Here is a 21,511-nt window from a genome sequence, read left to right on the forward strand (position 1 = left end):
GACAAAGGCGTCCGCCATGCCCAGGTACACCTGGAAAAACACGGCTGCACTGTTGGCCGGCGCCGCGTTGCTGCTGGCGGGTTGCGGCGAGAGCAGCGACACAAAATCAACTTCCGCCAAGGCTCCCGACTTGTCCAGCGTGACGCTGGTACTGGGCGATCAGGCCAAGGGGCTGCGCACGGTGGTGGAAGCGTCGAACGCCTTGGAAGGTATCGAGTACAAGGTGCAATGGGCGAACTTCCAGGGGGCCGCGCCGTTGTTCGAAGCTTTGCGGGCCGGTGCTGTCGACCTGGCGCCGGCGGGTGATACGCCGGTGCTTGCGGCGGCAACGGGAGGCACGCCACTTCGGATTGTTGCGGTGCGGCGCGGTCAAGCGCGAGGGATCGCGATTCTGGTCCCGTCGGACTCAACGATTCGCAGCGTCGCCGATCTGAAAGGCCGCAACGTCGTGGTCTCGTCGGCCCGAGGTAGCATTTCCCAATACCTGCTGATTCGGGCACTGGCCAACGCCGGCGTCGATGAGAACGACGTGAAGGTGGGGTTTGTCCTGCCAACCGATGCCTTGCCAGCGTTCAATGCCGGAAAAATCGAAGCCTGGGCGACGTTTGGTGTGTACCAGGCTTTCGCCGAGCAGAAGGGCGCACGGGTGTTGCTCAGCGGGGAGGGCATCAATTCGGGGCTGACGTTCATCACTGCGTCCGATGAGGTCTTGAACGATCCGCTCAAGCGCAAGGCGTTGAGCGATGTCCTCGGGCGGTTTGCCAAGGCTTTCGAATGGGCGCAGGACAATCGCGACGAGTACGCCCGGGTCTTCGCCAAGGTCAACGACATTCCCCTTGAGGTCTCGCAGACGCTGCGCGGTTGGGGCGACGAATCTCTGGTCCCGATCGAAGCGAGAGACGTCCAGGCCCTGCAGCAAGTCGATGACTTGTTCGTGGAAAAGAAGATTTTCCCCCATCGAGTCGACGTCAAGGCGCTGACGGATGAGCAGGTGTTTTCCCCGACGCCCTTGGTGTTGACGCAATCGGAATCGGCGCGTTAGCCCAGGTTCTGGCGCGCTCGAGTTGGACATTTACAGGAGTCGATCAATGGGCAATGTTCAGAGCGCCATCCGTGCCCTGGAGATATTCCGACGACCGCCACCAGGTGGCGAGTTGCTGGATCTTGGCCGGGTGTTTCGCGAGCCCTTGGGGTTGTCGCGGTTGCACACCACGCCCAAGCGCATTCTGAGTCGTTGCGAAGGACTCTTGCTGGGGGCTTTCGTTCTGGTGCTGCACGGCGCGGTGATTGTCTGGGTCAACCAGGCGCCCGCGCCGGTATTGCCCGTGGTGCCGCCGGAGATCCCGCCGATGACCATCGAGTTTTCCCAACCCGCGCCGCCGGTGGTGGAGCCTCCGCCGCCGGCGCCGATTGTGCAGCCAGTGGTCGAGCCACCGCCGCCGGTCGAGGAGGAGCTGGCCGTCAAACCTGCGCCGCCCAAACCGATTCCCAAACCCAAGCCGGTGGTCAAGCCGGTGCCAAAACCGGTGGCCAAGCCTGTTGAGCAGCCACCGGCACCTCCCGCGCCGCCGCAACCGGTTGCAGCCCCGCCTGCTCCGCCCGCGCCGAAACCGGTGACGCCGCCGTCGGCCAGTGCCGGTTACCTGAAGAACCCCGCGCCGGAATATCCATCGCTGGCGATGCGTCGTGGTTGGGAAGGCACCGTGTTGTTGCGGGTGCATGTCCTGGTCAGCGGCAAGCCCGGTGAGATCCAACTGCAAAAAAGCAGTGGCCGCGATCAGCTCGACGACGCTGCGCTGGCGGCGGTCAAGCGCTGGAGCTTCGTTCCGGCCAAGCAGGGTGACGTCGCCGTGGACGGGTGGGTCAGCGTGCCCATCGACTTCAAAATCAAGTAACTCAACGTATCCGAAAGACCGCGGGCCACCTGACAAAAGGCGCATCGCTACAACCGACTCAGCGCCTTGTTGGAGAGCCTGACCATGAATCTGATTGCATCGCCTTTTGAATCCATCGAACACGCCGTCATCTGGCTGTTGATCCTTTTTTCCGTCGCCACTTGGGGCCTGGCCTTGCTCAAGGGCGTGCAGTTCATTCGTCTCAAGACCCAGGACCGCAAATTCCACAAACGCTTCTGGGCCGCCTCCAGCCTCGACTCCGCCGCCGAACTGGCCCAAAGCCAACCGGGTGCTGCTGCCCGAGTGGCACTGGCCGGCTACGCCGCGATCCAGGTGCCAGAAGGCCAGCAAGCCACCGATTTGAGCCAGTCGATCAACCACCAGGACCGCCTGGAGCGCGCCTTGCGCCAGCAGATCGTGCGGGAACGCCGTTCGTTGGAAAGCGGCCTGGCCATCCTGGCGAGCATTGGCAGCACGTCGCCCTTTATCGGTTTGTTCGGCACCGTCTGGGGCATCATGTCGGCCTTGAAAGGGATCAGTGCGGCGGGCTCGGCCAGCCTGGAAACCGTGGCCGGGCCGATCGGTGCCGCCCTGGTCGCCACGGGCGTCGGTATCGCCGTCGCGGTGCCGGCGGTGCTGGTCTACAACTATTTCCTGCGCCGCCTGAAGCTGACCGCCGCAGACTTGGACGACTTCGCCCACGACTTCTACAGCCTGGCGCAAAAAAATGCCTTTCGCGTGTTGTTGCACCCGGTGTTGAACAAGCCTGGCGCGACCGTCGCCGGGCAACACGTCAAGGAGGCGTCTTGACATGGCCTTCTCCACACAAGACAGCGATGAAGTGCTCAGTGAAATCAACGTCACGCCGTTAGTGGACGTGATGCTGGTGCTGCTGGTGGTGTTCATCGTCACCGCGCCGCTGCTGACAAACGCCATTCCCATCAACTTGCCCAAGACCGAGTCGGTAGCGCCCGTGGAGCAGAAAGACCCGCTGGTGGTGAGCATCGATGACAAGGGCAAGGTGTTCATCAACAAGGACGAAATTCAGGCGGATTTGCTCGAGTCGAACCTGCAAGCAGCCAAGGCGAAGAACCCGGATGTCCGCGTACAGCTGCAGGCGGACAACGGGGTGAACTATGGTGAGGTGGCTCGGGCGATGGCGTCTATTGAGCGGGCGGGGATCAGTAAGTTGTCGGTGATTACTGCGAAGTAGATTACGACTCGTCAGGTGTAAAGAAGACCACTCAGAGGAATGGCCCTTTGTTCGCAATTGCTTTTATGCGGATGATGCGCTTTAGACCAGGGCGATTTGGACGGCTTGTAGGATTTCAATCCAACACCGCCCGGGTCGCTGGCGCAACATCTGATGGTCGTGCTCCGTAGATCAGCACCTTTGTCGCGATTGTCGCGGCTGCCAACCCGCAGAAAGCCAGACCGCTGATAAGGGGCCCTTCCATGCCCATGCGTGCCAGGAACCAGCCACCGACAGTCGCGCCGAGCGTCACCCCCAGATTGATGAACGATATATAAAGCCCCGTCACAAACTCGGGCGCCTCCGGGGCTTCGGAGGTCAGCCAGACCTGGGTCACGATCAGGCCGCTGGTGTGAGTGGCGCCCCACAGCACGACGATCAAGACCATCGGCAAAATGGCCGGACTGGCGAAGAAATGCAGGATCAGGTACGACACACCCAGCATGATCGGATGCATCAGCGTGGTGCCCACTTTGTTCCTCGACAACAAGCGACCTGCCAGCAGGTTTCCGGCCACACCGCCGATGCCGAACAGAGTCAACATGGCACTGATCACTTCACCGCTCATGCCGGCTTCGTGAGACAGGTATTCGGCGCTGTAGGCATACACCGAAAACATCGCACCGAAGATCAGTGTAGAGGCCAGGATATTAAGCCACAGCGTCGGCTTGCGCAGGATGGCCAGCTGTTCTCCGTAAGGCGTCCGCTGCCGGGCAAAGGTATCGGGTAACCGGGCGATGATGCCCAGCCCGGCGATCACGTTGACTGCGGTGCAGAACAGAAAGGCCGCTTCGTAGGAAAAACGTGCAGCGATCCAGGTGGTGATAGGCACGCCAAGAACCATGCCCATGCTGGTACCGACAAACGCCTTCGCCGTCGCCTGCGTAGCCTGTTCTTTGGGATATAGAGAGACCGCCGCGACAAACGCCAATGAAAAATACACCGGATGAAAGAACGCCGGAATGATCCGCAGGATCGCGAGCGTTCCATAATTGGGCGCATAGGCCGATAAGGCGCTGGAGGCGGCGAAGATAAACAGCGAGAGGGTCAGGACCCGCTTGCGGTTGTAGCGCGAAAACCACAGCACCATGAAGGGGCCGAACACCGCGATGACCAGGGCGAACAGCCCCACAAGATAACCCGCCTCGGAGGCGCTGACGCTGTAGCGTTCGATGATCACCGGCAAGATGCCGACCACGCCGAATTCGATGGTGTAGACGCCGAACAACCCTAAGGCAATGAAGAACATCGGGTTGAATAATGCGTTAGATCGGGTAGAACAAGTCATGTCATTTCTCGCAAGAATCAGGAGTGATCGCACTTTCAAGGCGTAAATGGCAGCGCAAGGCGTGGATCATTCAAGCGCCGTATACGGCGTCGCACAGATCGACCGTAAACTGTCCGAACATCCCCTCGAAGGCGGTGTTGGTAAACGCCACCACGGAGATCTGCTGCGCCGGATCGACAAACCAGGAATGACCAAAAGCCCCACCCAAGCGCCAGGTCCCGACGGACTCCGGCGCTTGTGCCGCTTGCGGGTCAGTCATCACCGTGAATCCCAGACCGAAACCACGGCCAGGCCAGTTAGCGAGTTCCAGGTTGCCGGTCTGGACGGTTCCCATTTCTTTTGCCAGGCTCGCCGGCATGAGCGGGCTACCGCCCTGGCGCAAGGCTTCGAGCAAGGTCAGGAATTCTTCGGCGGAGCCGATCATCCCTGAGCCTCCCGAATGGTAGGCATTGCTGTCGAGGGCCCGATCCGCGTCCATCCGGATGCCAGCGGTGTTTTCGAAAACCTCGATCACTTCGACGCCATTCATACGACGTGGCGCGGGATCGGCATTGATATAGGCGGCCGTCAGGCGTGAGGTGTCGACGACGTTGAAGCGGGTATCGGACAGGCCGAGTGGCTCGCACACCAGTTGGTTGATTGCATCGGCCAGACTGGTCCCGCATACCTTGACAATGAGCGCGCCCAATACGTCAGTGGCAATTGAATATCCCCAATCGGTGCCAGGACGGTAGAGCAGCGGCGCCGTCGCCAGTCGCCGAATGTTTTCCTCCAGGGTCAGCGGCGCATTTTCCAGCCCGTCACACACACCGGCCTGCGCATAGGCGCCGCCGCCCGTGCCTTCGAGAAAACCGTAGCCCAGGCCCGCTGTATGGCTGAGTAATTGGCGTACGGTGATGGACGTGCGGGTGCCGTCCGCCAAGGTTGGCTGAAACTCCGGTAGCCAGCGAGCGGTAGGATCATCCAGGCCAATGCGGCCTTGGGCGACCAAGGCCAGGGCGGCGGCCGAGGTGATAGGTTTGGTCACCGAGGAGAGTCGGAACAAGGCGTCGATGCGCATCGGCAGGCCAGCCTCCCGGTCGGCCAGGCCCACGGCGTTGCGATAAGTGATTTCACCGCGACAGGCGACCAGCACCACGGCGCCCACCAGGCGTTTGTCCTCGATGGCGCTGTTCAGGGCAGCGTCGATTCGCGCCTGCATGGGATCAGTGGCGATAGCGCTGGAGAGGTGAATGGTCTCTTTGGCGGTCATGTTCGCGATTCCCTGCTGTAATGAACGTCGCCATGCTAGGTCGCAGACGGCAGGGGAAACAGAGGCTAGAATTCCGGACACACCGGACGTTTCGTTCCGCAATCCAAGGCGCAAGAAACTCAAGGAGAGAGCGTGGACAACCTCAGCGGAATCTCGGTTTTCGTCCAGGTCGCCGAAACGCGCAGCTTCGTCGCGGCGGGACGACAGATGGGTGTGTCGTCTTCGGCGATCGGCAAAAGCGTCGCGCGTCTGGAGCGGCGCCTGGGCGTCAGGCTGTTTCATCGCAGCACCCGCAGCATCAACCTGACGGCGGAGGGCATGCTTTTCCTGAACCGCTGCCAGCGCGTGCTCAATGAGCTGGAAGCAGCAGAACTGGAGCTGTCGAGCACCAGCAGCGAACCGCGCGGCAAGCTGCGCGTGAGCCTACCCTTGGCCGGGCAGTTCCTGTTCACGTTGTTGTCCAGCTTTGCCAAGCGATACCCGGACATTCATCTGGAATTGGATTTCAGTGATCGCTTGGTGGATGTCGTGGAGGAGGGCTTCGATGCGGTGGTCAGGACCGGTGAGTTGAATGACTCTCGCCTGGTGGCGCGGCGATTGGGTGCTTTCCGTTTCCTGCTGGTGGGCGCCCCGGCCTATTTCCAGGCCCAGGGTACGCCGGTGGACGCCAGCGACTTGAGAAACCATGACTGCCTGTTATACCGAGTGCCTTCCACCGGAAAGCTTGAGCGCTGGCCGCTACCGGATAAGTCCCACAACGGCACGCAGGGCCTGCGGGCCGTGCTGGTCTGCAACAACATCGACATGCTTTTCAACGCCGCCATGGAAGGGCGGGGCATCGCCTGCCTGCCGGAATTTGCCGTCAAGGAGGCGCTTGAGTCCGGGGCGCTGCAGGCCGTGCTGACCCAGGAGGTGACTCGCACCATTCACTTCAGCGTGCTGTGGCCGCCGAACCGCTTTATCACGCCCAAGCTGCGCTGTTTCGTGGATTTCATTTCTTTGCATATGTGAGGGGAGGGCGGCGTGGGGCTATGGCGGACGGAGGGCAGGAGCGGTTTATTTTCATGCCTGAAAATCTGAGCGCAACTTCGCAGCCAGTCGATGAATACGACCAATCGAAGTAAACCCCTTTGGCTACTCGACAAGCTCGACGTAATCGGACTCGCCGCCTCCAGTCGCTCCGGACAACCAACCCCAAACGAAGTGGAGAGTCGTGCGCCCAGCTGGGTCGGCGCCCACCGTACCGCGTGACCAACCCGCAAGAAGCTCACCCTTAGTAGTTAAGCAGTGATAAAAAAGTTCAATAGTATCGGGGCCCGTCACGCGACCCACCTGGTTTCCTATACGGATCCGTCCGCCTTGGTAGCGGCTGGTGATGGCACCGTCTTCGACAAAGTAATGGAATATCGTGCCGGCACCTGATAGCCCTTGGGTGTTGTTCGCTACTGTGAATCGACGATTGTTCAAGCGTTCGCTGATTCGGGAAAACGCTATTTCCATAAGTCTCGTGTCCTTCCAGTGAGAAATCCATTCCATTTACGCTCACCTTAAACCAGGCTACATAATGGACTCCATCTGAAAATCCGCTTTGAGTTGAAAACCGTTTCGTGACCGGTTGCTTTTGGCCGGCTAGCGACAGCCTGACTTCGAACGTCGCTATGCATGGTCAGACCTCAGTTTTTTCCGCGATCTCCAAGGCATCATCGGCCTCGATCCCCAGATATCGAACCGTGCTCTCCGGCTTCGTATGGCGGAGCAGATGAACCGTCCGCAGGCTTTTCGTCTTGCGATGGATGGGTGAGGCCTTCGCACGTCTCATTGTGCGAGTGCCGTACATGGCTGGGTCAAGGCCAATGGTTTTCACCCCGCCTTTGACGATACGAGCGCATTGACGAGCGGATAGATGGTTTAAGGTATGCGAGTGCGCGCTGCGCCAGTGCAGTTGAGATGCTTTTTCCTTCTTTCCGATTTCTGTGGTAAATACTCTGGCCTCAAGAAACGCATCCCCTGTCGTTTCATGAAGCTTCTGGCTAGACGGCCAGATCAATGGAGAAAAGAGGTCAGGCATGGAGCCACAGTCGACACATACGCTCATCGCCATGAGCGATGTCTGCCAGTCTTATCCTATGGCAGGGCAAGATATGCCCGTTCTGCGCGATGTGACGCTCAATATTCGACGTGGGCAAACGTGCGCGATTCTCGGTACATCCGGTTCCGGCAAAAGCACACTGCTGAACATCCTGGGACTCCTTGACCGTCCGGCATCCGGCCAGTTCTGGTTCGCTGGCCGTAACATGAACGAGGCGACGGCTGACGAGCGCGCTCATCTACGCAACCGTGAAATCGGTTTCGTGTTCCAGAGTTTCAATCTGCTTCCTCGCCTGACTGCGCTCGATAACGTTGCCCTGCCTCTTTTCTACCGGGGCTTTACGCGCAGCGAAGCGCGTGAATGCGCGCGGGCCCAGATAGCACGTGTGGGGTTGGCCGATCGAGCTCATCATCGGCCCGCCGACCTATCCGGTGGGCAGCGTCAGCGTGTGGCGATTGCGCGAGCCTTAGTGGGCAGTCCTTCATTAATTCTTGCCGACGAGCCGACGGGTAACTTGGACCGTTCAACGGCCCATGACGTGATAAATCTGCTGCTCGGCCTCAACGATGAGAAAGCTGCGACACTAGTCATGGTGACTCACGATGCGCAGTTGGCCGAACGCCTTGAGCGCTGTTTTCAGGTACAGGACGGGATTCTGAAAGAATCTGCGAGCAGACGAGCGATGACGGATGCTTGAAGGTTCGCTTCATCGTCAAGGTCCGGGCCATCTGCAAACACTGATTGAGTCCCTAGACAGCCTGCGCCTCTTGGGACGGCGTTCGTGGTTGGCGATGCTGGGCATTGCAGTTGGCTGCGCGGCGATTGTTGCGCTGCTGAACATCGGTCAGAGCGCCGCGAATGAAGCGATGACGGCTTTCAAGGGGATGGGCGCTGAGAGCATTGTGGCGTCGTTTCCATTCTCGCCGCTCAACAGTCGAGCGCTGCCGCCCACGCTTGACACTCGCTTGCTGCTGAAAAAACTCCCTGCCATCGCCCAAGTGGCCCCAACGACATTTCATTCTGGTCAAGTTCGTTACGCAGGGCGAACAGTCGACGCGGTGGTTTTGGGGACGACGGGTGGATTGGCCGGAACCCTGGATCTCAAACTCGCTCAAGGACGCTTTATTTCCGATTTCGATCAACAGGCCACCTACATCGTCGCAGGGGCCAAGGTTGCTCATGAGTTGGGAATCGGTGTGCCGGGCAGGCCGCTGATTGCGGGTATGCAGCTTCAGATCGAAGGGTATCTGTTTGAAGTGATCGGTATTGCACGACCTCAGGCTCCGAACCCCTTGATCCCGATTCAGGTCGATGAAGCGTTGTTTATACCGATAGAGAGCATGAGGCGGCTTCAGCCGTCTCCACAACTCAGCAGTGTGATTGCCAAGGTGCGCGATGGTGCAGTGATCGCGGAAAGCGCACAGGACTTACGTACTTATCTGGAAGAAGTGCTGAAGGGTCATGACGTTGAGGTTCTCGTGCCACAACAGCTGATCGACAGCCTTACCCATCAATCCAACACATTCTCCTATTTGCTGGCCGGTCTTGGGGGGATTTCCCTCCTGGTCGGAGGGGCTGGCGTGATGAATGTGATGCTCATGAATGTCTCTGAGCGTCGTCGCGAGATTGGCGTGAGAATGGCCCTCGGTGCCCGGGCACGCGACATTCGAATGTTATTTCTTCTGGAGGCGGCCTGTTTGTCAGTGACGGGCTCACTGGTCGGAGCGGCTGTCGGACTGCTTTCAGCTTTTTTGTTCGTATGGTTTTCAGGGTGGCGATTTACCTTGGCCATTGAATCTCTGCCGCTGGGAGTGGGAAGCTCCTTGTTTATCGGCCTATTCTTCGGCCTCTATCCCGCCGTTACTGCGTCTCGCCTGCAACCGGTTCAGGCCTTGCGAGATGATTGAGCACAAGCAATTTTCGATTTTGCTGGGGCTGCTGTGGACGCTATCTGCGTCGACGGTGTTCGCCGCGCTCACGCCGTCTCAGGCATCTATGCCAGGCGTCGCCGTGTCGTTGCGGGCTGAAACGATCAATCTGACGTTGGCCGATGCTGTCTATCTGGGGTTGCGAAGCAACCGCTCCATCCGTAGCGCCTACCTTGAGCGTGTTGCGCAGAAGTTCGATTTGCGCGTCGCTGAGGACTTGTTCACACCCAAGTTGGTATTGAGGGGTGACTATCGGGGTGAGCGCAGTGAAAGCGATGGTTCACGCTATCGGCAGTTGTCGCCAACAACGACTCTGTTGGGGGAGTTCGGTACACGGCTAAGCCTCTCTTGGGCCAACCAGTTGACCGATAGCAATAATGACGGACGTACCCGCAGCGATGGTGCGACGTTTACGCTCATACAGCCCTTGCTTCGGGGGGCTGGAGTGGAGGTCACGACAGCGCCGATGCGTTCAGCAAGGCTTTCCGAGTTGACGAACCGTCTTGCCTTGAAAGCGACGGTGGCGCAAACCGTCACGCAAATCATCACGTCTTACCGTGATGTACTTCGTGCTCAAGAGCAGTTGCGTATCGCGACAGAGGCATTAAGCCGTTCACAGCAGTTATTGGACGTCAATAGAGCCATGATTACTGCCGGCCGAATGGCTGAGTTTGAGATTGTGCAAACCGAGGCCGATTACGCCACTCAGGAGCTGGGCGTCCAAGAGGCACAAAATCAATTGGATGCCTATCGCCTGGAGTTGCTTCAGCTTTTGGCATTAGATCTGGACTCGCGTATTCAGGCGGTAGAAACGCTGGATGCAACGCCTGTTCAGCTCAGTCGAGTGCAGGCGCTTGATACCGCATTGGAGCAGCAGCCTGCTTACCTTGGGCAGTTGATCGCAAATGAGCAGGCCGGCATCAACCTGGCGGTTGCCCGCAATAACCAGCTGTGGGATGTCTCATTGGTCGGGGGAGCTAGCCAGGTCAGTGATCGTTACCCTGATAGAGAGGGGCGGCGTTCGGATCGTCGCTGGGAAGGCTATGCGGGGATCCAAGTCGAAATTCCGATTGGCGATCTCAACCGTCGACAGGAGGTGGTTCGTGCTCAGGTGAATCTGGAGAACCAGGGGATTGAGGCAGTCGAGGCTCGACAGACTCTGGAGCGAGATGTCACGAACGCGGTACGCACGGTCGGCACGCGCTGGCGCCAGTATGAAATTTCATTGCGTGCGCGGGATCTATCGCGCCGAAAGCTTGATATCGAACGACAGAAGTTACAGGTCGGTCGCTCCAGCAATTTTCAAGTCATCAGTTATGAGACAGATTTTCGTAACGCACAAAATACGAGCCTTGATGCGCTCATAGCCTACTTGAATGCAAGAACGCTGCTGGATCAGGCATTGGGCACCACATTGTCGAGCTGGGATATTGCCCTTAATGATTAAAGAAATCGGATTGGCTTGTCGGCGCAACGTACGTTTGCTCCTAATGGCGGCTTGTATGGTGATGGCGGTCGTTGCGGTGGTGGTTGCAATATCTCGGCTTCCTCGGGAGCAGGTCGCGGCGGCCAGTTGGCTCAAGGTGGACTATCAGCCTTTGGAAAATCGACTGGGGCTTGTCGGACGTATTGAAGCTGCGATGCAACAAACCATGTCGTCTCCTTTCGAGGGGCTTGTCGCGGACGTTGCGGTAAAAGAAGGTCAACGTGTTGAGCGTGGACAACGCTTGCTGAGCCTGGATACGACGCAACTGGATATCCAGTTGCGTTCTGCCTTGGCCGAGCAGTTGATCGCCAGGCGCAATGTGTTGGAGGTCGAAAGCTGGTCTCAGGGGCAGGATGTCGCTCGGGCAAAACGGACGGTTTACAGCGTCCAGTCCACCTTGGCAGATAACGAACGCCGATTGGCAGAAACCAAAGTTCTTCTGGACCAGGGGATTGTGCCGCGGATGGAGTTGGAGGCAGTTGAGCAGCAGGTCAGGTCGCAACGGTTAGATCTGTCGGCTGCCCAGTCGGAACTCGGCGAAGTCTTGAAAAAAGGTGGCGAAGAACACCTTCAGATAGTCCGGATGCAATGGGCCAATGCCCAGTCACGTTATCAATCACTGCTTGAGCAGCAGGCACAGCGAGAAGTGCTCGCACCGTTCGCAGGCGTGGTGATCCGTTCTCGTACGCCTCAGGGAAGTGGCGCTAATCTGCCGTTTGTACAAAAAGGCCAGCGTGTCGGCCAAGGCGTTCCCTTGTTCGAGTTGATCAATATCGAGCAGGTGCAGGTTGTTGCACGGGTCGAGGAAAGCGATGTTCACCAACTCCGTGCGGGGCTGCCGGTGGAAATTACTGGTGATGGTTTCGGTGGCATGGTGCTGCATGGTCAGATTGAGAGCGTCGGTGTACAGGGGATCGATGCGCAGGCCACGTCTGGTGGCGCATTTTATGAGGTGATCGCCTCTATTCAGGGTATCGCGAGCGAGCAACTGCAGCGATTGCGACTTGGTATGAGTGCGAGGCTGCAAATTGTCACCTATCAACGTGATCGTGGTCTGGTGGTGCCGCTTGAGGCACTGTCTAGCGACAGTCATGGACAATCGATTGTGAACTATCGCCCCACCTTGTCTGAGAGAGCAAGTCAGGTGGTCGTAGCGACAGGTCGGGCCATGCCTGGTGGCATTGAGGTAGAAAATCTGGCGCCGGGATATGTTGAGTTGAGATCCTCGTTGTTTTAACGAAATTGCTGGGGTTAGTGTTTGCAAACATAAAGTTTATGATACAGTCCTGCTGTTGATAGGGATGTCGTAGTGTATGTCACTAGGATTTGTCGTGTTTGCGGGATGCAAGAGCACGTCATACGCCTTGAGCATTATTTCTCTCATCATCTAGATGGCTGAGCTGATCTTCTTCGGTGGAAAGGGCGCGTCTGGATTTTCATATTTTTATAATATGCGAGTTTTTGATTTTCATCGAGTTGTTGTGGTGTGGAGAGGTTTCGCTGCGCCATGAAAGTGTATGTATGAAACTTAAATCAAAAGGAAGAAGTGCATGAAAATGTCGAAATCTGTTTTGTCGGTACTGGCTGTTGGTATGTTGGCGGCAGGTTCAGCGCTGGCAGGCCCTCCAGTAGCTGTTACTTTCAAAAATCTTGGGACAGCCGATGCCACGTACAAAATCATTACCAACAATGAAGCAACGACTAATGTGAATTCGGTTCCGAAGCCAGCGACTACTGTCCCGGCAGGTGGCACTGATTTTTATACCATTCAGAGCAATCTTTCGCCTATTGCCAACTATGCGAACCTGCGCTACACCATTGGCGGGAAGACTTGCACGTTCCTGGCAACCTATGTTGGGACAGTCGGCTCAGGAGGCTCGACTATTCCAAAATGGAACAATACGGCAACACCTAGCGGTGGCGCAGTGTGTACGGCAAAAGTAACCTCGACCAATATCTCCACCTACGCCTGGTCTGTTGAATTTACCATGAAGTAAGGCCCAAGCCGGGCCTGGCGGTTTGGCTGCTTGCGCAAAGGCTGCCCATGCCGCTGGGCCTGCGCCGGTTTTGTTCGTCCATTCATCGTGAAGCACTACAGTTTTTTTGAGTGCTGCCGATAATAAATTTACTAGCCACGTTTTCAGGAATGGCTGATAACAGGGAGGACATTATCTTGGTCGGTTCAATTAATTCAAATGCGTTTTCTGGTTCGCAGGTTTCCAATGTGACGGCGAGCCCAAATGAATCGCTAACGAAAACTCAGGTGGCAACTGAAAGCGCTGATGTGGGTAGTCATAAAGATACCAGTCGCCTTTCTTCACTCTCTCTACAGTTGAGTGAAAGTGCCGCGCGTGCGGCGGCTAGAGATTCGAGTTTGAGCAGGAAAGAGCTTGGCGCGAAAGCGAATGAGCTTTTGAGCAAGATTTCCGGTGATGGTTATTTTGTCAACAAAAAAGCTAATGATGCTGAAGTGCCTGACACTCAGGACCCTGTGTTATTGGCTCGTGCGGCCAATACAACGCAGTTTGTCAATGGCAGTGGCAAAAATCCATTTGCGGGCATGTCGAGCGATCAGCTCTCATTGATTATCTATGATGACAGTGGAAGTTTTACGACTAATGAACGCCGCGCGGCGTGGGAAGAGTCATTCGATCAGGAATCTGCTTGGCGGCAGAAGGTTGCTGCCAATGCGATGGCGGAATATAACGGAACCGGGAAACTGACGAAATTCTTTACTGCAGCCCTTGAACACTATAAGGATCTGCCCGCTATTGAGCAGGCACAGTACCCAAATAGTTATGAGGCAAAGTTGCAGGGTTGGATAGCACTCGATTTCAACTACAAGACCCATACCGTTGAGGGTAAGGGGAGTCCTCAAGAGGTGATGGACAAGGTCTTGAATCTCGACAAGCAACTGTTTGATGACGCTGGGGCGGATACGGCTTGAGTGCGGCACTCACCCAAGATTGAGCCTGTCCAAACAAAAAGCCCCGCATTGGCGTAATGCTGGTCACTTAAGCGGAGCAGCCTTATGATCCGCCGGAAACCGGGTCTTTGAAATCTTCACCGTCCTAGGCCCCTAAGGCCTTGGACGGTGACCCAGAAATATCCCTCCAATCCTCGATCTTAACTCCGCCCAACGTCTGCCCATTGCTGATATCGAGTTCGCCGCTGCCATGACGATTAACTGAGCGGCGATGTGCCTTGATACCCTCAAAAAACAAGTCCAGAATCAAGTTTTTTCCTGCCCCGGCAAGAAAAGAAATCCCTTAGATTTCAACGAGTCGGACACCAGATACGAGTCTCGTTTCCCGCTCCAAGATTTAAAAAAGCCACTCAGATGAGTGGCTTTTTTTGTGCCTGAGAAAATGTCGGTATTCATGTCGACAGGCAGCTTTCGGCCGATTCTGTTGAAAAAGCCGACCATGGTTTCCACGGCAGAAAAGTACAGCTACACGTTAGCGCTTAGGTAACCGAGGCTTGCACTGGCCACGCCTTCCCATGAGAGGCGCGGTCATCATTCGGGCTTCAGAACATTGGTGTCTCAGGACAGCAAGCCAGATAACGACGCCTTGACCGCCGCTTCAGTCTTGTTCGACGCCCGCAATTTGCGCATCGCATTCACCAGATGGAACTTCACCGTTCGTATGTCGATGTTCAGGATGATCCCGATTTCGACATAGGTTTTTCCCGATGCCGTCCACCTGAGTATTTCCTTCTCCCGGGCGGTCAGTGGCTTGTAAGTATCAACCCTGGTTTTTGCGAAGAAAAACTGCGCCATGGCCTCATGTACCAGATGAGTCAGCCAAATCAGCTTGGTCTCTTTGCTTTCCATTTCCTGTATTGAAATGCGTTCGCTTGAGCGGGAGACGGAGAGCAGACCGATCGAGTTATGTTCGCGCCGCGAAGAAAGGCACCAGCCATGGTTGAGGTTGTAATGCCGCGCTTCTTCCCAGAACCCGCGCCCTGGATTTTGCTGCTGCGCAGACCAGCGCAATGGAATCGAACGGGTCAGTCCATGTTCAACGGTGGGGTCTTGGGAGAAATAATCGCCGGCAATGTACTTTTTTTCCCAGGCGTCCGGGTAATTTGAAAGCAGAAAGTATTGCGTCGGCGCTAACGGCGAACTTAGTCTTAATCCATAAGAACAAAATTCGAAGCCTAAGTTTCTTGTAATTTTAACGAGCTCGTTAAATAGCTGGTTTTCGTAAGTGCAGCCAGCCACACGCGCTATAAAGTCTTCACGCCAATCAATCACCAATATTACCTTCCGTGGTCAGCGCTCTTTCGTGACAAGAGCGGGGCACATCATACAGGATTGAAACGCTGCCGGGAGATGGAGAGGCCTTCCGACGGCAATCCTTCAGCCGATAAGGCCAGCAGCACGACGCTTGCAAACATTCGGCATCGCCGATGCGTCTAGATAGAGCAATAGCGGGCAGAGCTAATGGCGAATTTTTTAGTACGAAAGTGCTAGAAAGGCTGGCAAGAGACGGGACTATTCTTTTGTCGTGGATACAGTTCGTTATTTTCAAGAAGTACCGTGTGGCGACACGCTGATTTACCTGGCCTGCCCATTCGGGCAGCTACCCACAAAGAGCCCGGTTTGTTGTACTGGCGGAATAATTTTCGTCAGGAGGTAGTTATGCTGACCGCGGTAACAGGGACTGTTAGCGATCTTTTGCCAGGAATGGAAGCTGCACTGGCTAAATATAGATACCAAGTATTCGTTAAAGAGTTAGGCTGGCCTTTGGCTTGTGAAAAAGGAATTGAATTAGACGCCTTTGATCGTTCTGACACAGTGTATGTACTGGCCTGTGATGACAATCAGGAGATCTTCGGTTGTGCTCGATTGATTCCCACGCATCGGCCTTATCTGCTGGGGGATGTTTTCCCGTATTTGATGGGAAGCAATCCGCTGCCTTCGTCGCCGCAGATATGGGAACTTTCCCGGTTCGCCATCAGCAAGCCGAAAGGGCAAGTACTGACGGCTGAGCAAGCTTGGCGAAATACAGTGAAGCTGGTCAAGGAAGTCATCGACGTCGCACGTTCGAAAGGCGCGTTTCGGCTGATTGCCTTTACAGCCGTGGGCAACGAGCGTCTGTTGAAGCGGATGGGCGTCAACACCCGAAGGATTTCGGCGCCACGGCTTATCGACAATAAAAGTGTCGTGCCTTTCTGGATCGAAATCGATGACGAAACCACCAGCGCTTTGTCTCAGGCCGCCTAGTCATCATCGCGAATCATGGTTGGAATAATTGATGAGTAGAGTATCGGGCTTGGCGGCGTGCGACTGGGATGCCCTGGTACGCCTGGATGCACGTATTTCGGCCGTGGGGCGCTCTCGGCAACAACTTGAGCAGCGGGTCACCACGGCCTGCACCTACTCGGCGACCGAGCACAATGTGCCGGTGGCGTGGAGGGATGAAGAGGGCGAGGTCGTCGCGTTCTGCATCGTGCATTTCGATCGGCAGGATACGGTCAACGGTGCGGGCAAGGCATATTTCTCCACGCTGATGGCCTTGCCGCTGGCGAGCATGCTGAAACAGCTGTTGGGCAGTTGTGTCGAGTACATAAACGACACGGGGTTGTTGCCCGGACAGGTGACGGAGCTGGTGGGGCCTCTCCACAGTTCGTTCCTCGTTGAGCGCGGTTTGCGAACATTCGAGTCGGACTTCAATGTGTTTTCGTTGCCGTCCAACAGCCCTGAGCTAGCCGACGCCTTTATCGAGGCCGGCTGCGAAAAGGCAAAGGACCTGATTGAAATTGTCTTCGAGCCCCCAGCCGAGGGCTACCAGCAGCACGACCTGGAAGAAAAACTGACCCGGCGCTTGGCGGGTATTCAGTTCCATCGTTATGGCCAGGACGAGTTGGTCGCCAAGAGTCAAGCGTTGGCCGACTGCTACAACCGCGCATGGCAACGGAACTGGGGTTTCAGTCCTTCTACCGCCGGGCAGTTTGAAGTGGCGGCTCGCAACATCAGGGACTTGTCGGCACTGATTGCCGAACAGGACGGCGAAATCCTTGGCTTCACCATGTTTGCTCCGGCAATGAACGAGCAGGGGTTATATGGCCGCGCGTTCTTTACCGGGGTGACTCCGGAATATCAGAAAAAAGGCCTGTCGGTTGCGCTGACATTGAAATTGTCCGCCATCGCCTTGCATCAGGTGGGCCGCAGCAAAATCAGTGTGTCCTGGATGCTCGAGGATAACGTCATGGTGCTTCGAACGATGCGCCACCTCACCCGCGATGGCATTTGCACCGAAAGGGTCTATCGCATTTTTAGATACACCGCATCGGTTAAGTGAGAGTTTTATGCGTATTGATGACGTCGCGTTCAAATCGAAAGAGTTGGGTTTTTACACGTACTTCCCTCAAGTGCGCTCGGCGTGCGGCCGGGACATGACGCTGTTGGATGGCCGGACGATGCTGAATTTTGCATCGTGCGATTACCTGGGGCTTTCCAATCACCCGCGCATGAAAGAGTCGGCCATTTCCGCCATCCAGAAGTACGGCTCGAACATTGGCGGACCCATGATTTTCAGCGGTTTCACCGAGTACCACGAGCGTTTGCAGCAGCGCTACAGCGAGCTGTATACCGGGCGCACCGCGTTGATGTTCACCACCTCTTACCAGGCGAACTTCGGCGTTATTCCGTTGGCGGCTGAGCGCGCCGACTTGATCCTGCTCGACAAGCTGTCCCACGTTTCCATCTGGGACGGGGTGAAGTTATCGGGCAGCCCTTTCAGGGCCTACAGTCATGCCAACATCGAAATGTTGGAGCAATTGGTCCTGCTGAACCTGGACAAGAAAATCCTGATCGTGACCGACGGGGTGTTCTCGGCGGACGGCGACGTCGCCAATCTCGAGAAAATCACCCGCTTGAAGCAGCTCCATCCGGCGCTGGAGATCTACATCGACGACGCGCACGGCGTTGGCATGCTGGGCAACAGCGGCCAAGGTGCCTGCGAAGCGGCCGGGGTGCTCTCGGACATCGACTACATTGTCGGCACCATGAGCAAGGCGTTCGGCTCATCGGGCGGCTTCGTGGTGTTCAAGGACGAGGTGTTCGCGGAAAAAGTCAGGTTCCGATGCCCGACCTACAATGCTTCGCGCTCGGTTTCGCCAGGCGTTGCCTCGGCGTCCTGCACCGCGTTGGAGATCAATGCCACGGAAGGAAGCATGCGCCGGGCCGGGCTCGCTGAACTCACTCGCTACACCCATGAGCAAATCGACGCGCTCGGTGTCGACAAGCTTTATTCGAAAACAGCGGTGATTCCGGTGGTGTTCAAGGACCCGATGGAAGCTGCACGGGTCAACGCCGGGTTGGTTGGGAAAGGGATCATGGGGTCGTTGTTCGTGCCGCCGTTCGTGCCGAAACACCAGTCCAGGATCAGGTTGTGCCTGACTTACAACCACACCCAGAGCGATGTGGACTATTGCATCGATGCGCTGCGCCAGATCATTTGAACGGACGAAAAACGAAATGATTCAAGTGGGGTCGGCGCTGTTAAGTATCGTTCTTTTCTACTTCATGCTGTGCAAGGGATTGGGGCTGCTGGTCATCAACCGAGGGGTGCGTGTCAATTACACGAGGAAGGTCGGGCACTTTGCGATGTTCATGCTGCCCAGTCTGTTTTTTGCGTTGTTCAATATCCAGGACACCCATGAACGGCTGCTGCTCTCGGCGCTGTCCACCGCCATCCTGTTCTTTGCCATGTGTGGCTGGTCACGCCGTCGGTCGCTGACCGCGCAACAAATGTTCGCCAGTATTGACCGGCCAGAAGACGCACCGAACACGCTGTCCTGGTTGGTGAGCCAGACGGTCGCGGGCTTGTTGGTGTTGTGGGTGACGCAATATATCTGGCTGGCCATCGGCGTCCCGCTGGAACTGCTCTACATCACGATCCTGGCGACGACGTTTGGTGACGGCCTGGCGGAGCCTGTCGGTATCAGGTTTGGAAAACACGAATATACGACCAAAGGTTTTTTTGTCGACAAGACATTCAAAAGGACCCTGGAAGGCTCGGCCACCGTGTTTGTGATGTCGATGCTGTTTTGCGTGTTGTTCAAGGATTACTTCGCAGTGCATCAGTTCGTATTGCTGTGCGCCGTTTTTCCTCTCGCGCTGACCCTGACCGAAGCGAAGTCCCCTCACACGTGGGATACGCCGTTCTTGTTCATGGTCGGCAATGCCATTGTCACCGGTGTCTATTTACTGTGATTTATCTGATACGCCACGCCACCCCCCTGATCGACTACGGACGCTGCGGTGCTGCCTCGGCCAAAGTGCTGCTGGATGAGTACAACCAGACTTCGTCGATCGACGAGGCCGAAATTGCCGATTTCCTGAGCCGTGCGGAGTTGTCCGGGCCGCTGATGACGCCAGGGCTGAACATCATTTCATCGCCGATCAATCGGGCCTATGCCACGGCCTGCCGGCTGTTCGGTGCCGGACGTATCCGGCAAGACAACCGATTGAAGGAATTCGACCTGCGGCTGGGTCGCGTGCCTTTGTTGAAGATGGGCTTGAGGCAATGGTTCGCCTTGCATCGCGTGCTCTGGCTGATGGGTATTTCGTTGGGGGCCGCATCCCGAAGATCGGAACACCTGCGTGCCGTGGAGGTGGCCGATGAGCTTTATACCGCGTGCATCACGACCGGAGAGACCACGGTCGTGGTCTCCCACGGCATGTTCCTGAGGACCGTGCGCAAGACGCTGCAAAGGCAGGGCATGCAGATCCGTACGGTGTATCGCTCGGGGTGTTTTACGGTTGAGGCTTTAGCGCCAGGAAAAGGATGACTGACAGGTGAAGAAGGTACTGCTTTTAGGCGCCAGTGGTTTTATCGGGCAGGGTGTCTTCGAAATTCTCAGGCAAGAACAAGACCTGCGGGTTACCCGCCACTCGCGTTCGCCAAAGGCGGGTTTTGCGGTGTGCGAGGTCGGCTCTGCGGCGTTTATCGAACTGGTCAAGGATCACGATTTCATTGTCAATTGCACGGGCATCGGTCTCAGCCGGCTGGGGACGAGCCATGCCAATAACGAGACACTGACCCAACAGATAATGGCGTCCATCCGAGTCGGCGCGCTCGATAAGAAAAACCTGTTCCACCTGAGCAGCGTCAAGGCCTATAACCCGGAGAAAAGGCGGGACGCATACGCGGACGACAAATGGGCCGCCGAACAGGTTATTCGTGCCAATGACCACAAAGTGCAGGGCGTGATCCTACGGGTGCCGACGGTACTGGGCCGTCACGATAAAAACCTGCTGCCGATGATTTCGATGTGCAAATTGAAGTTACTGCCATTGGTCACCAGCGAACTTCCAGCCTTGCACGTCATTGGCGTGGAGAGCATTGCCCGATCCATCCGCCAATGGCTCTCACGTCCTCCCGAACGGACTTTGCAAACCTGCTATCTGCTGAGCGACGACACGGTTACCTATAACGATCTGGTCGACGAGGTGTACCGCCGGCTCCAGGGCGCCGAAGGCCGGGCGAGGCTACGCACGGTAAAGGTGCGCACACTGTTCAGGATCTACAAGGTGCTGTCTTTCGTCGATGCCTTCAGGCGCCAGCGCAAGTTGTTTCCCTGGGCGCGCTTCAATGATTTGTTCGTATACCCCTGGCGGGTCGAAAAGGATGTGAGAGTGATCATGACTCGTTCAACGTTATCGGTATTGGTGGGGGCTTATTTTGAAAACGTTCAGGATTGATGTCGCCGCCAGTTTGCTGGTGCCGGTCGCATGCGCCTCTTGGGTGCTGCATGTCTGCACGGGGTTTGCGTTGTTCCAGTCAGTCGTCATGGCCGCCATCCTGCTCGCCGCAGAGTTTTATTTCCTGCGCGAAACCGACAGCGGCAGCCAATTCGACAAAGGCCTGAAAAGTGGCTTCATGGTGTCGTGCGCCATCGCGATCGTCATGCTGCTACAGTTACTGACGCGCAGCGATGCGATGCTGCAATTGGCCGGATCGCTGCTGATCCTGTGCGGCATCGGCCTTCGAGCCCATGGAAAGATCATATTGGGACGGCACTTTTCCCATTCGCTGCGGGTGCTGGATGACCATGAGTTGATCCGCGCGGGCGCCTTCCGCTACATCCGCCACCCAGCCTATTTCGGCACGCTGCTCATTGTGACCGGATTCAGCTTGTACGCCAGCGTATACGCGGCGGCGATCATCTTCGCCGTTGCACTGGCATTGATTCTTAAACGGGTCGACGGCGAAGAGAAAATGTTGGTCGGTTTTTTTGGCCAATCCTACGTTCGTTATCAGGCCGACAGCTTCAAGGTCATTCCTTTCATTATTTGATTGCGTCATTC

At 56.6% G+C, this 21,511-nt stretch carries 22 protein-coding genes and 2 pseudogenes; 18 read left to right on the top strand and 6 right to left on the bottom strand.

Annotated elements, in window-relative coordinates:
* The first annotated feature begins 16 nt into the window (after positions 1 to 16).
* The 4 genes from Q7C33_RS07075 to Q7C33_RS07090 all read left to right on the top strand — a co-directional run bounded on the left by Q7C33_RS07075 (position 17) and on the right by Q7C33_RS07090 (position 3,108).
* Positions 17 to 1,042, top strand: a complete 1,026-nt coding sequence (locus tag Q7C33_RS07075) for an ABC transporter substrate-binding protein (RefSeq protein WP_407683060.1) — start codon at positions 17 to 19, stop codon at positions 1,040 to 1,042.
* A gap of 46 nt (positions 1,043 to 1,088) precedes the next feature.
* A complete protein-coding gene (locus Q7C33_RS07080) occupies positions 1,089 to 1,895 on the top strand; it encodes an energy transducer TonB (protein WP_407683061.1) in 807 nt (268 codons plus the stop codon).
* An 84-nt stretch (positions 1,896 to 1,979) separates the two neighbouring features.
* The gene (locus Q7C33_RS07085) at positions 1,980 to 2,705 is read left to right on the top strand and encodes a MotA/TolQ/ExbB proton channel family protein (RefSeq protein ID WP_053187457.1); all 726 of its coding nucleotides are present in this window, start codon (positions 1,980 to 1,982) and stop codon (positions 2,703 to 2,705) included.
* Between the two features lies 1 nt (position 2,706).
* Positions 2,707 to 3,108, top strand: coding sequence for an ExbD/TolR family protein (locus Q7C33_RS07090; protein WP_046061820.1), 402 nt, complete (start codon positions 2,707 to 2,709; stop codon positions 3,106 to 3,108).
* A 115-nt stretch (positions 3,109 to 3,223) separates the two neighbouring features.
* Here Q7C33_RS07090 and Q7C33_RS07095 read toward each other — a convergent pair whose 3' ends face one another.
* Positions 3,224 to 4,435 (bottom strand): MFS transporter, encoded by a 1,212-nt coding sequence (locus Q7C33_RS07095; protein ID WP_407683062.1) that lies wholly within the window; start codon positions 4,433 to 4,435, stop codon positions 3,224 to 3,226.
* A 70-nt stretch (positions 4,436 to 4,505) separates the two neighbouring features.
* Complete coding sequence (locus tag Q7C33_RS07100) at positions 4,506 to 5,636, bottom strand: serine hydrolase domain-containing protein (RefSeq protein ID WP_407683293.1); 1,131 nt, start codon at positions 5,634 to 5,636, stop codon at positions 4,506 to 4,508.
* Between the two features lie 183 nt (positions 5,637 to 5,819).
* Between Q7C33_RS07100 and Q7C33_RS07105 the strand changes: the two genes are divergently transcribed.
* Positions 5,820 to 6,698 carry a LysR family transcriptional regulator gene (locus Q7C33_RS07105; RefSeq protein WP_407683063.1) on the top strand — a complete coding sequence of 293 codons (879 nt, stop codon included), beginning with the start codon at positions 5,820 to 5,822 and terminating at the stop codon, positions 6,696 to 6,698.
* Between the two features lie 123 nt (positions 6,699 to 6,821).
* Here the strand turns inward: Q7C33_RS07105 and Q7C33_RS07110 are convergent, their stop codons facing one another.
* The gene (locus tag Q7C33_RS07110) at positions 6,822 to 7,187 is read right to left on the bottom strand and encodes a hypothetical protein (RefSeq protein ID WP_407683294.1); all 366 of its coding nucleotides are present in this window, start codon (positions 7,185 to 7,187) and stop codon (positions 6,822 to 6,824) included.
* Between the two features lie 166 nt (positions 7,188 to 7,353).
* Positions 7,354 to 7,605, bottom strand: a pseudogene (locus tag Q7C33_RS07115) (integrase); the annotation flags it as partial.
* Positions 7,606 to 7,753: 148 nt separating this feature from the next.
* On the opposite strand from Q7C33_RS07115, the gene Q7C33_RS07120 reads away from it, so the two are divergent.
* The 6 genes from Q7C33_RS07120 (at position 7,754) to Q7C33_RS07145 (ending at position 14,137) form a co-directional block, all read left to right on the top strand.
* The gene (locus Q7C33_RS07120) at positions 7,754 to 8,473 is read left to right on the top strand and encodes an ABC transporter ATP-binding protein (protein WP_407683064.1); all 720 of its coding nucleotides are present in this window, start codon (positions 7,754 to 7,756) and stop codon (positions 8,471 to 8,473) included.
* Positions 8,466 to 9,683 carry an ABC transporter permease gene (locus Q7C33_RS07125; protein ID WP_407683065.1) on the top strand — a complete coding sequence of 406 codons (1,218 nt, stop codon included), beginning with the start codon at positions 8,466 to 8,468 and terminating at the stop codon, positions 9,681 to 9,683. Before Q7C33_RS07120 ends, Q7C33_RS07125 begins: the two co-directional genes overlap by 8 nt.
* Positions 9,676 to 11,151 (top strand): TolC family protein, encoded by a 1,476-nt coding sequence (locus tag Q7C33_RS07130; RefSeq protein ID WP_407683066.1) that lies wholly within the window; start codon positions 9,676 to 9,678, stop codon positions 11,149 to 11,151. Before Q7C33_RS07125 ends, Q7C33_RS07130 begins: the two co-directional genes overlap by 8 nt.
* Positions 11,144 to 12,427 carry an efflux RND transporter periplasmic adaptor subunit gene (locus Q7C33_RS07135; RefSeq protein ID WP_407683067.1) on the top strand — a complete coding sequence of 428 codons (1,284 nt, stop codon included), beginning with the start codon at positions 11,144 to 11,146 and terminating at the stop codon, positions 12,425 to 12,427. Before Q7C33_RS07130 ends, Q7C33_RS07135 begins: the two co-directional genes overlap by 8 nt.
* 313 nt (positions 12,428 to 12,740) lie before the next feature.
* Positions 12,741 to 13,187: a hypothetical protein gene (locus Q7C33_RS07140; RefSeq protein ID WP_407683068.1), complete on the top strand. Its 447-nt coding sequence runs from the start codon at positions 12,741 to 12,743 to the stop codon at positions 13,185 to 13,187.
* Between the two features lie 149 nt (positions 13,188 to 13,336).
* Positions 13,337 to 14,137 (top strand): hypothetical protein, encoded by an 801-nt coding sequence (locus Q7C33_RS07145; protein ID WP_407683069.1) that lies wholly within the window; start codon positions 13,337 to 13,339, stop codon positions 14,135 to 14,137.
* A gap of 63 nt (positions 14,138 to 14,200) precedes the next feature.
* Here the strand turns inward: Q7C33_RS07145 and Q7C33_RS07150 are convergent.
* Positions 14,201 to 14,389 (bottom strand): annotated as a pseudogene (locus tag Q7C33_RS07150) (IS4 family transposase); the annotation flags it as partial.
* 345 nt (positions 14,390 to 14,734) lie between these two features.
* Positions 14,735 to 15,448 (bottom strand): helix-turn-helix transcriptional regulator, encoded by a 714-nt coding sequence (locus Q7C33_RS07155; protein WP_030141816.1) that lies wholly within the window; start codon positions 15,446 to 15,448, stop codon positions 14,735 to 14,737.
* Positions 15,449 to 15,835: 387 nt separating this feature from the next.
* On the opposite strand from Q7C33_RS07155, the gene Q7C33_RS07160 reads away from it, so the two are divergent.
* Genes Q7C33_RS07160 through Q7C33_RS07190 form a run of 7 tightly spaced genes read left to right on the top strand, consistent with a single transcriptional unit; the run spans position 15,836 to position 21,500 of the window.
* Positions 15,836 to 16,420: an acyl-homoserine-lactone synthase gene (locus tag Q7C33_RS07160; protein WP_198795750.1), complete on the top strand. Its 585-nt coding sequence runs from the start codon at positions 15,836 to 15,838 to the stop codon at positions 16,418 to 16,420.
* 31 nt (positions 16,421 to 16,451) lie between these two features.
* A complete protein-coding gene (locus Q7C33_RS07165; protein ID WP_407683070.1) occupies positions 16,452 to 17,498 on the top strand; it encodes a GNAT family N-acetyltransferase in 1,047 nt (348 codons plus the stop codon).
* A gap of 7 nt (positions 17,499 to 17,505) precedes the next feature.
* Positions 17,506 to 18,660, top strand: a complete 1,155-nt coding sequence (locus Q7C33_RS07170; protein WP_030141813.1) for an aminotransferase class I/II-fold pyridoxal phosphate-dependent enzyme — start codon at positions 17,506 to 17,508, stop codon at positions 18,658 to 18,660.
* Positions 18,638 to 19,414 carry a hypothetical protein gene (locus tag Q7C33_RS07175; RefSeq protein WP_407683071.1) on the top strand — a complete coding sequence of 259 codons (777 nt, stop codon included), beginning with the start codon at positions 18,638 to 18,640 and terminating at the stop codon, positions 19,412 to 19,414. Before Q7C33_RS07170 ends, Q7C33_RS07175 begins: the two co-directional genes overlap by 23 nt.
* A complete protein-coding gene (locus tag Q7C33_RS07180; protein ID WP_407683072.1) occupies positions 19,411 to 19,992 on the top strand; it encodes a histidine phosphatase family protein in 582 nt (193 codons plus the stop codon). The genes Q7C33_RS07175 and Q7C33_RS07180 overlap by 4 nt, the downstream gene beginning before the upstream one ends.
* A 7-nt stretch (positions 19,993 to 19,999) precedes the next feature.
* Positions 20,000 to 20,905: an NAD-dependent epimerase/dehydratase family protein gene (locus tag Q7C33_RS07185; RefSeq protein ID WP_407683073.1), complete on the top strand. Its 906-nt coding sequence runs from the start codon at positions 20,000 to 20,002 to the stop codon at positions 20,903 to 20,905.
* On the top strand, positions 20,886 to 21,500 hold the full coding sequence (locus Q7C33_RS07190; protein ID WP_202334958.1) for a methyltransferase family protein: 615 nt from the start codon (positions 20,886 to 20,888) through the stop codon (positions 21,498 to 21,500). The genes Q7C33_RS07185 and Q7C33_RS07190 overlap by 20 nt, the downstream gene beginning before the upstream one ends.
* Positions 21,501 to 21,511 lie beyond the last annotated feature (11 nt).

It is taken from the genome of Pseudomonas sp. BP11-1-1, assembly GCF_052112105.1.
Classification (GTDB): domain Bacteria; phylum Pseudomonadota; class Gammaproteobacteria; order Pseudomonadales; family Pseudomonadaceae; genus Aquipseudomonas; species Aquipseudomonas alvandae.

Excerpts from the sequence above, each read along its gene's own strand:
- Q7C33_RS07075 (WP_407683060.1), top strand. The coding sequence starts at position 17 with ATGCCCAGGTACACCTGGAAAAACACGGCTGCACTGTTGGCCGGCGCC.
- Q7C33_RS07080 (WP_407683061.1), top strand. The coding sequence starts at position 1,089 with ATGGGCAATGTTCAGAGCGCCATCCGTGCCCTGGAGATATTCCGACGA.
- Q7C33_RS07085 (WP_053187457.1), top strand. The coding sequence starts at position 1,980 with ATGAATCTGATTGCATCGCCTTTTGAATCCATCGAACACGCCGTCATC.
- Q7C33_RS07090 (WP_046061820.1), top strand. The coding sequence starts at position 2,707 with ATGGCCTTCTCCACACAAGACAGCGATGAAGTGCTCAGTGAAATCAAC.
- Q7C33_RS07095 (WP_407683062.1), bottom strand. The coding sequence starts at position 4,435 with ATGACTTGTTCTACCCGATCTAACGCATTATTCAACCCGATGTTCTTC.
- Q7C33_RS07100 (WP_407683293.1), bottom strand. The coding sequence starts at position 5,636 with ATGCAGGCGCGAATCGACGCTGCCCTGAACAGCGCCATCGAGGACAAA.
- Q7C33_RS07110 (WP_407683294.1), bottom strand. The coding sequence starts at position 7,187 with ATGGAAATAGCGTTTTCCCGAATCAGCGAACGCTTGAACAATCGTCGA.
- Q7C33_RS07120 (WP_407683064.1), top strand. The coding sequence starts at position 7,754 with ATGGAGCCACAGTCGACACATACGCTCATCGCCATGAGCGATGTCTGC.
- Q7C33_RS07125 (WP_407683065.1), top strand. The coding sequence starts at position 8,466 with ATGCTTGAAGGTTCGCTTCATCGTCAAGGTCCGGGCCATCTGCAAACA.
- Q7C33_RS07130 (WP_407683066.1), top strand. The coding sequence starts at position 9,676 with ATGATTGAGCACAAGCAATTTTCGATTTTGCTGGGGCTGCTGTGGACG.
- Q7C33_RS07135 (WP_407683067.1), top strand. The coding sequence starts at position 11,144 with ATGATTAAAGAAATCGGATTGGCTTGTCGGCGCAACGTACGTTTGCTC.
- Q7C33_RS07140 (WP_407683068.1), top strand. The coding sequence starts at position 12,741 with ATGAAAATGTCGAAATCTGTTTTGTCGGTACTGGCTGTTGGTATGTTG.
- Q7C33_RS07145 (WP_407683069.1), top strand. The coding sequence starts at position 13,337 with ATGGCTGATAACAGGGAGGACATTATCTTGGTCGGTTCAATTAATTCA.
- Q7C33_RS07160 (WP_198795750.1), top strand. The coding sequence starts at position 15,836 with ATGCTGACCGCGGTAACAGGGACTGTTAGCGATCTTTTGCCAGGAATG.
- Q7C33_RS07165 (WP_407683070.1), top strand. The coding sequence starts at position 16,452 with ATGAGTAGAGTATCGGGCTTGGCGGCGTGCGACTGGGATGCCCTGGTA.
- Q7C33_RS07170 (WP_030141813.1), top strand. The coding sequence starts at position 17,506 with ATGCGTATTGATGACGTCGCGTTCAAATCGAAAGAGTTGGGTTTTTAC.
- Q7C33_RS07175 (WP_407683071.1), top strand. The coding sequence starts at position 18,638 with ATGCGCTGCGCCAGATCATTTGAACGGACGAAAAACGAAATGATTCAA.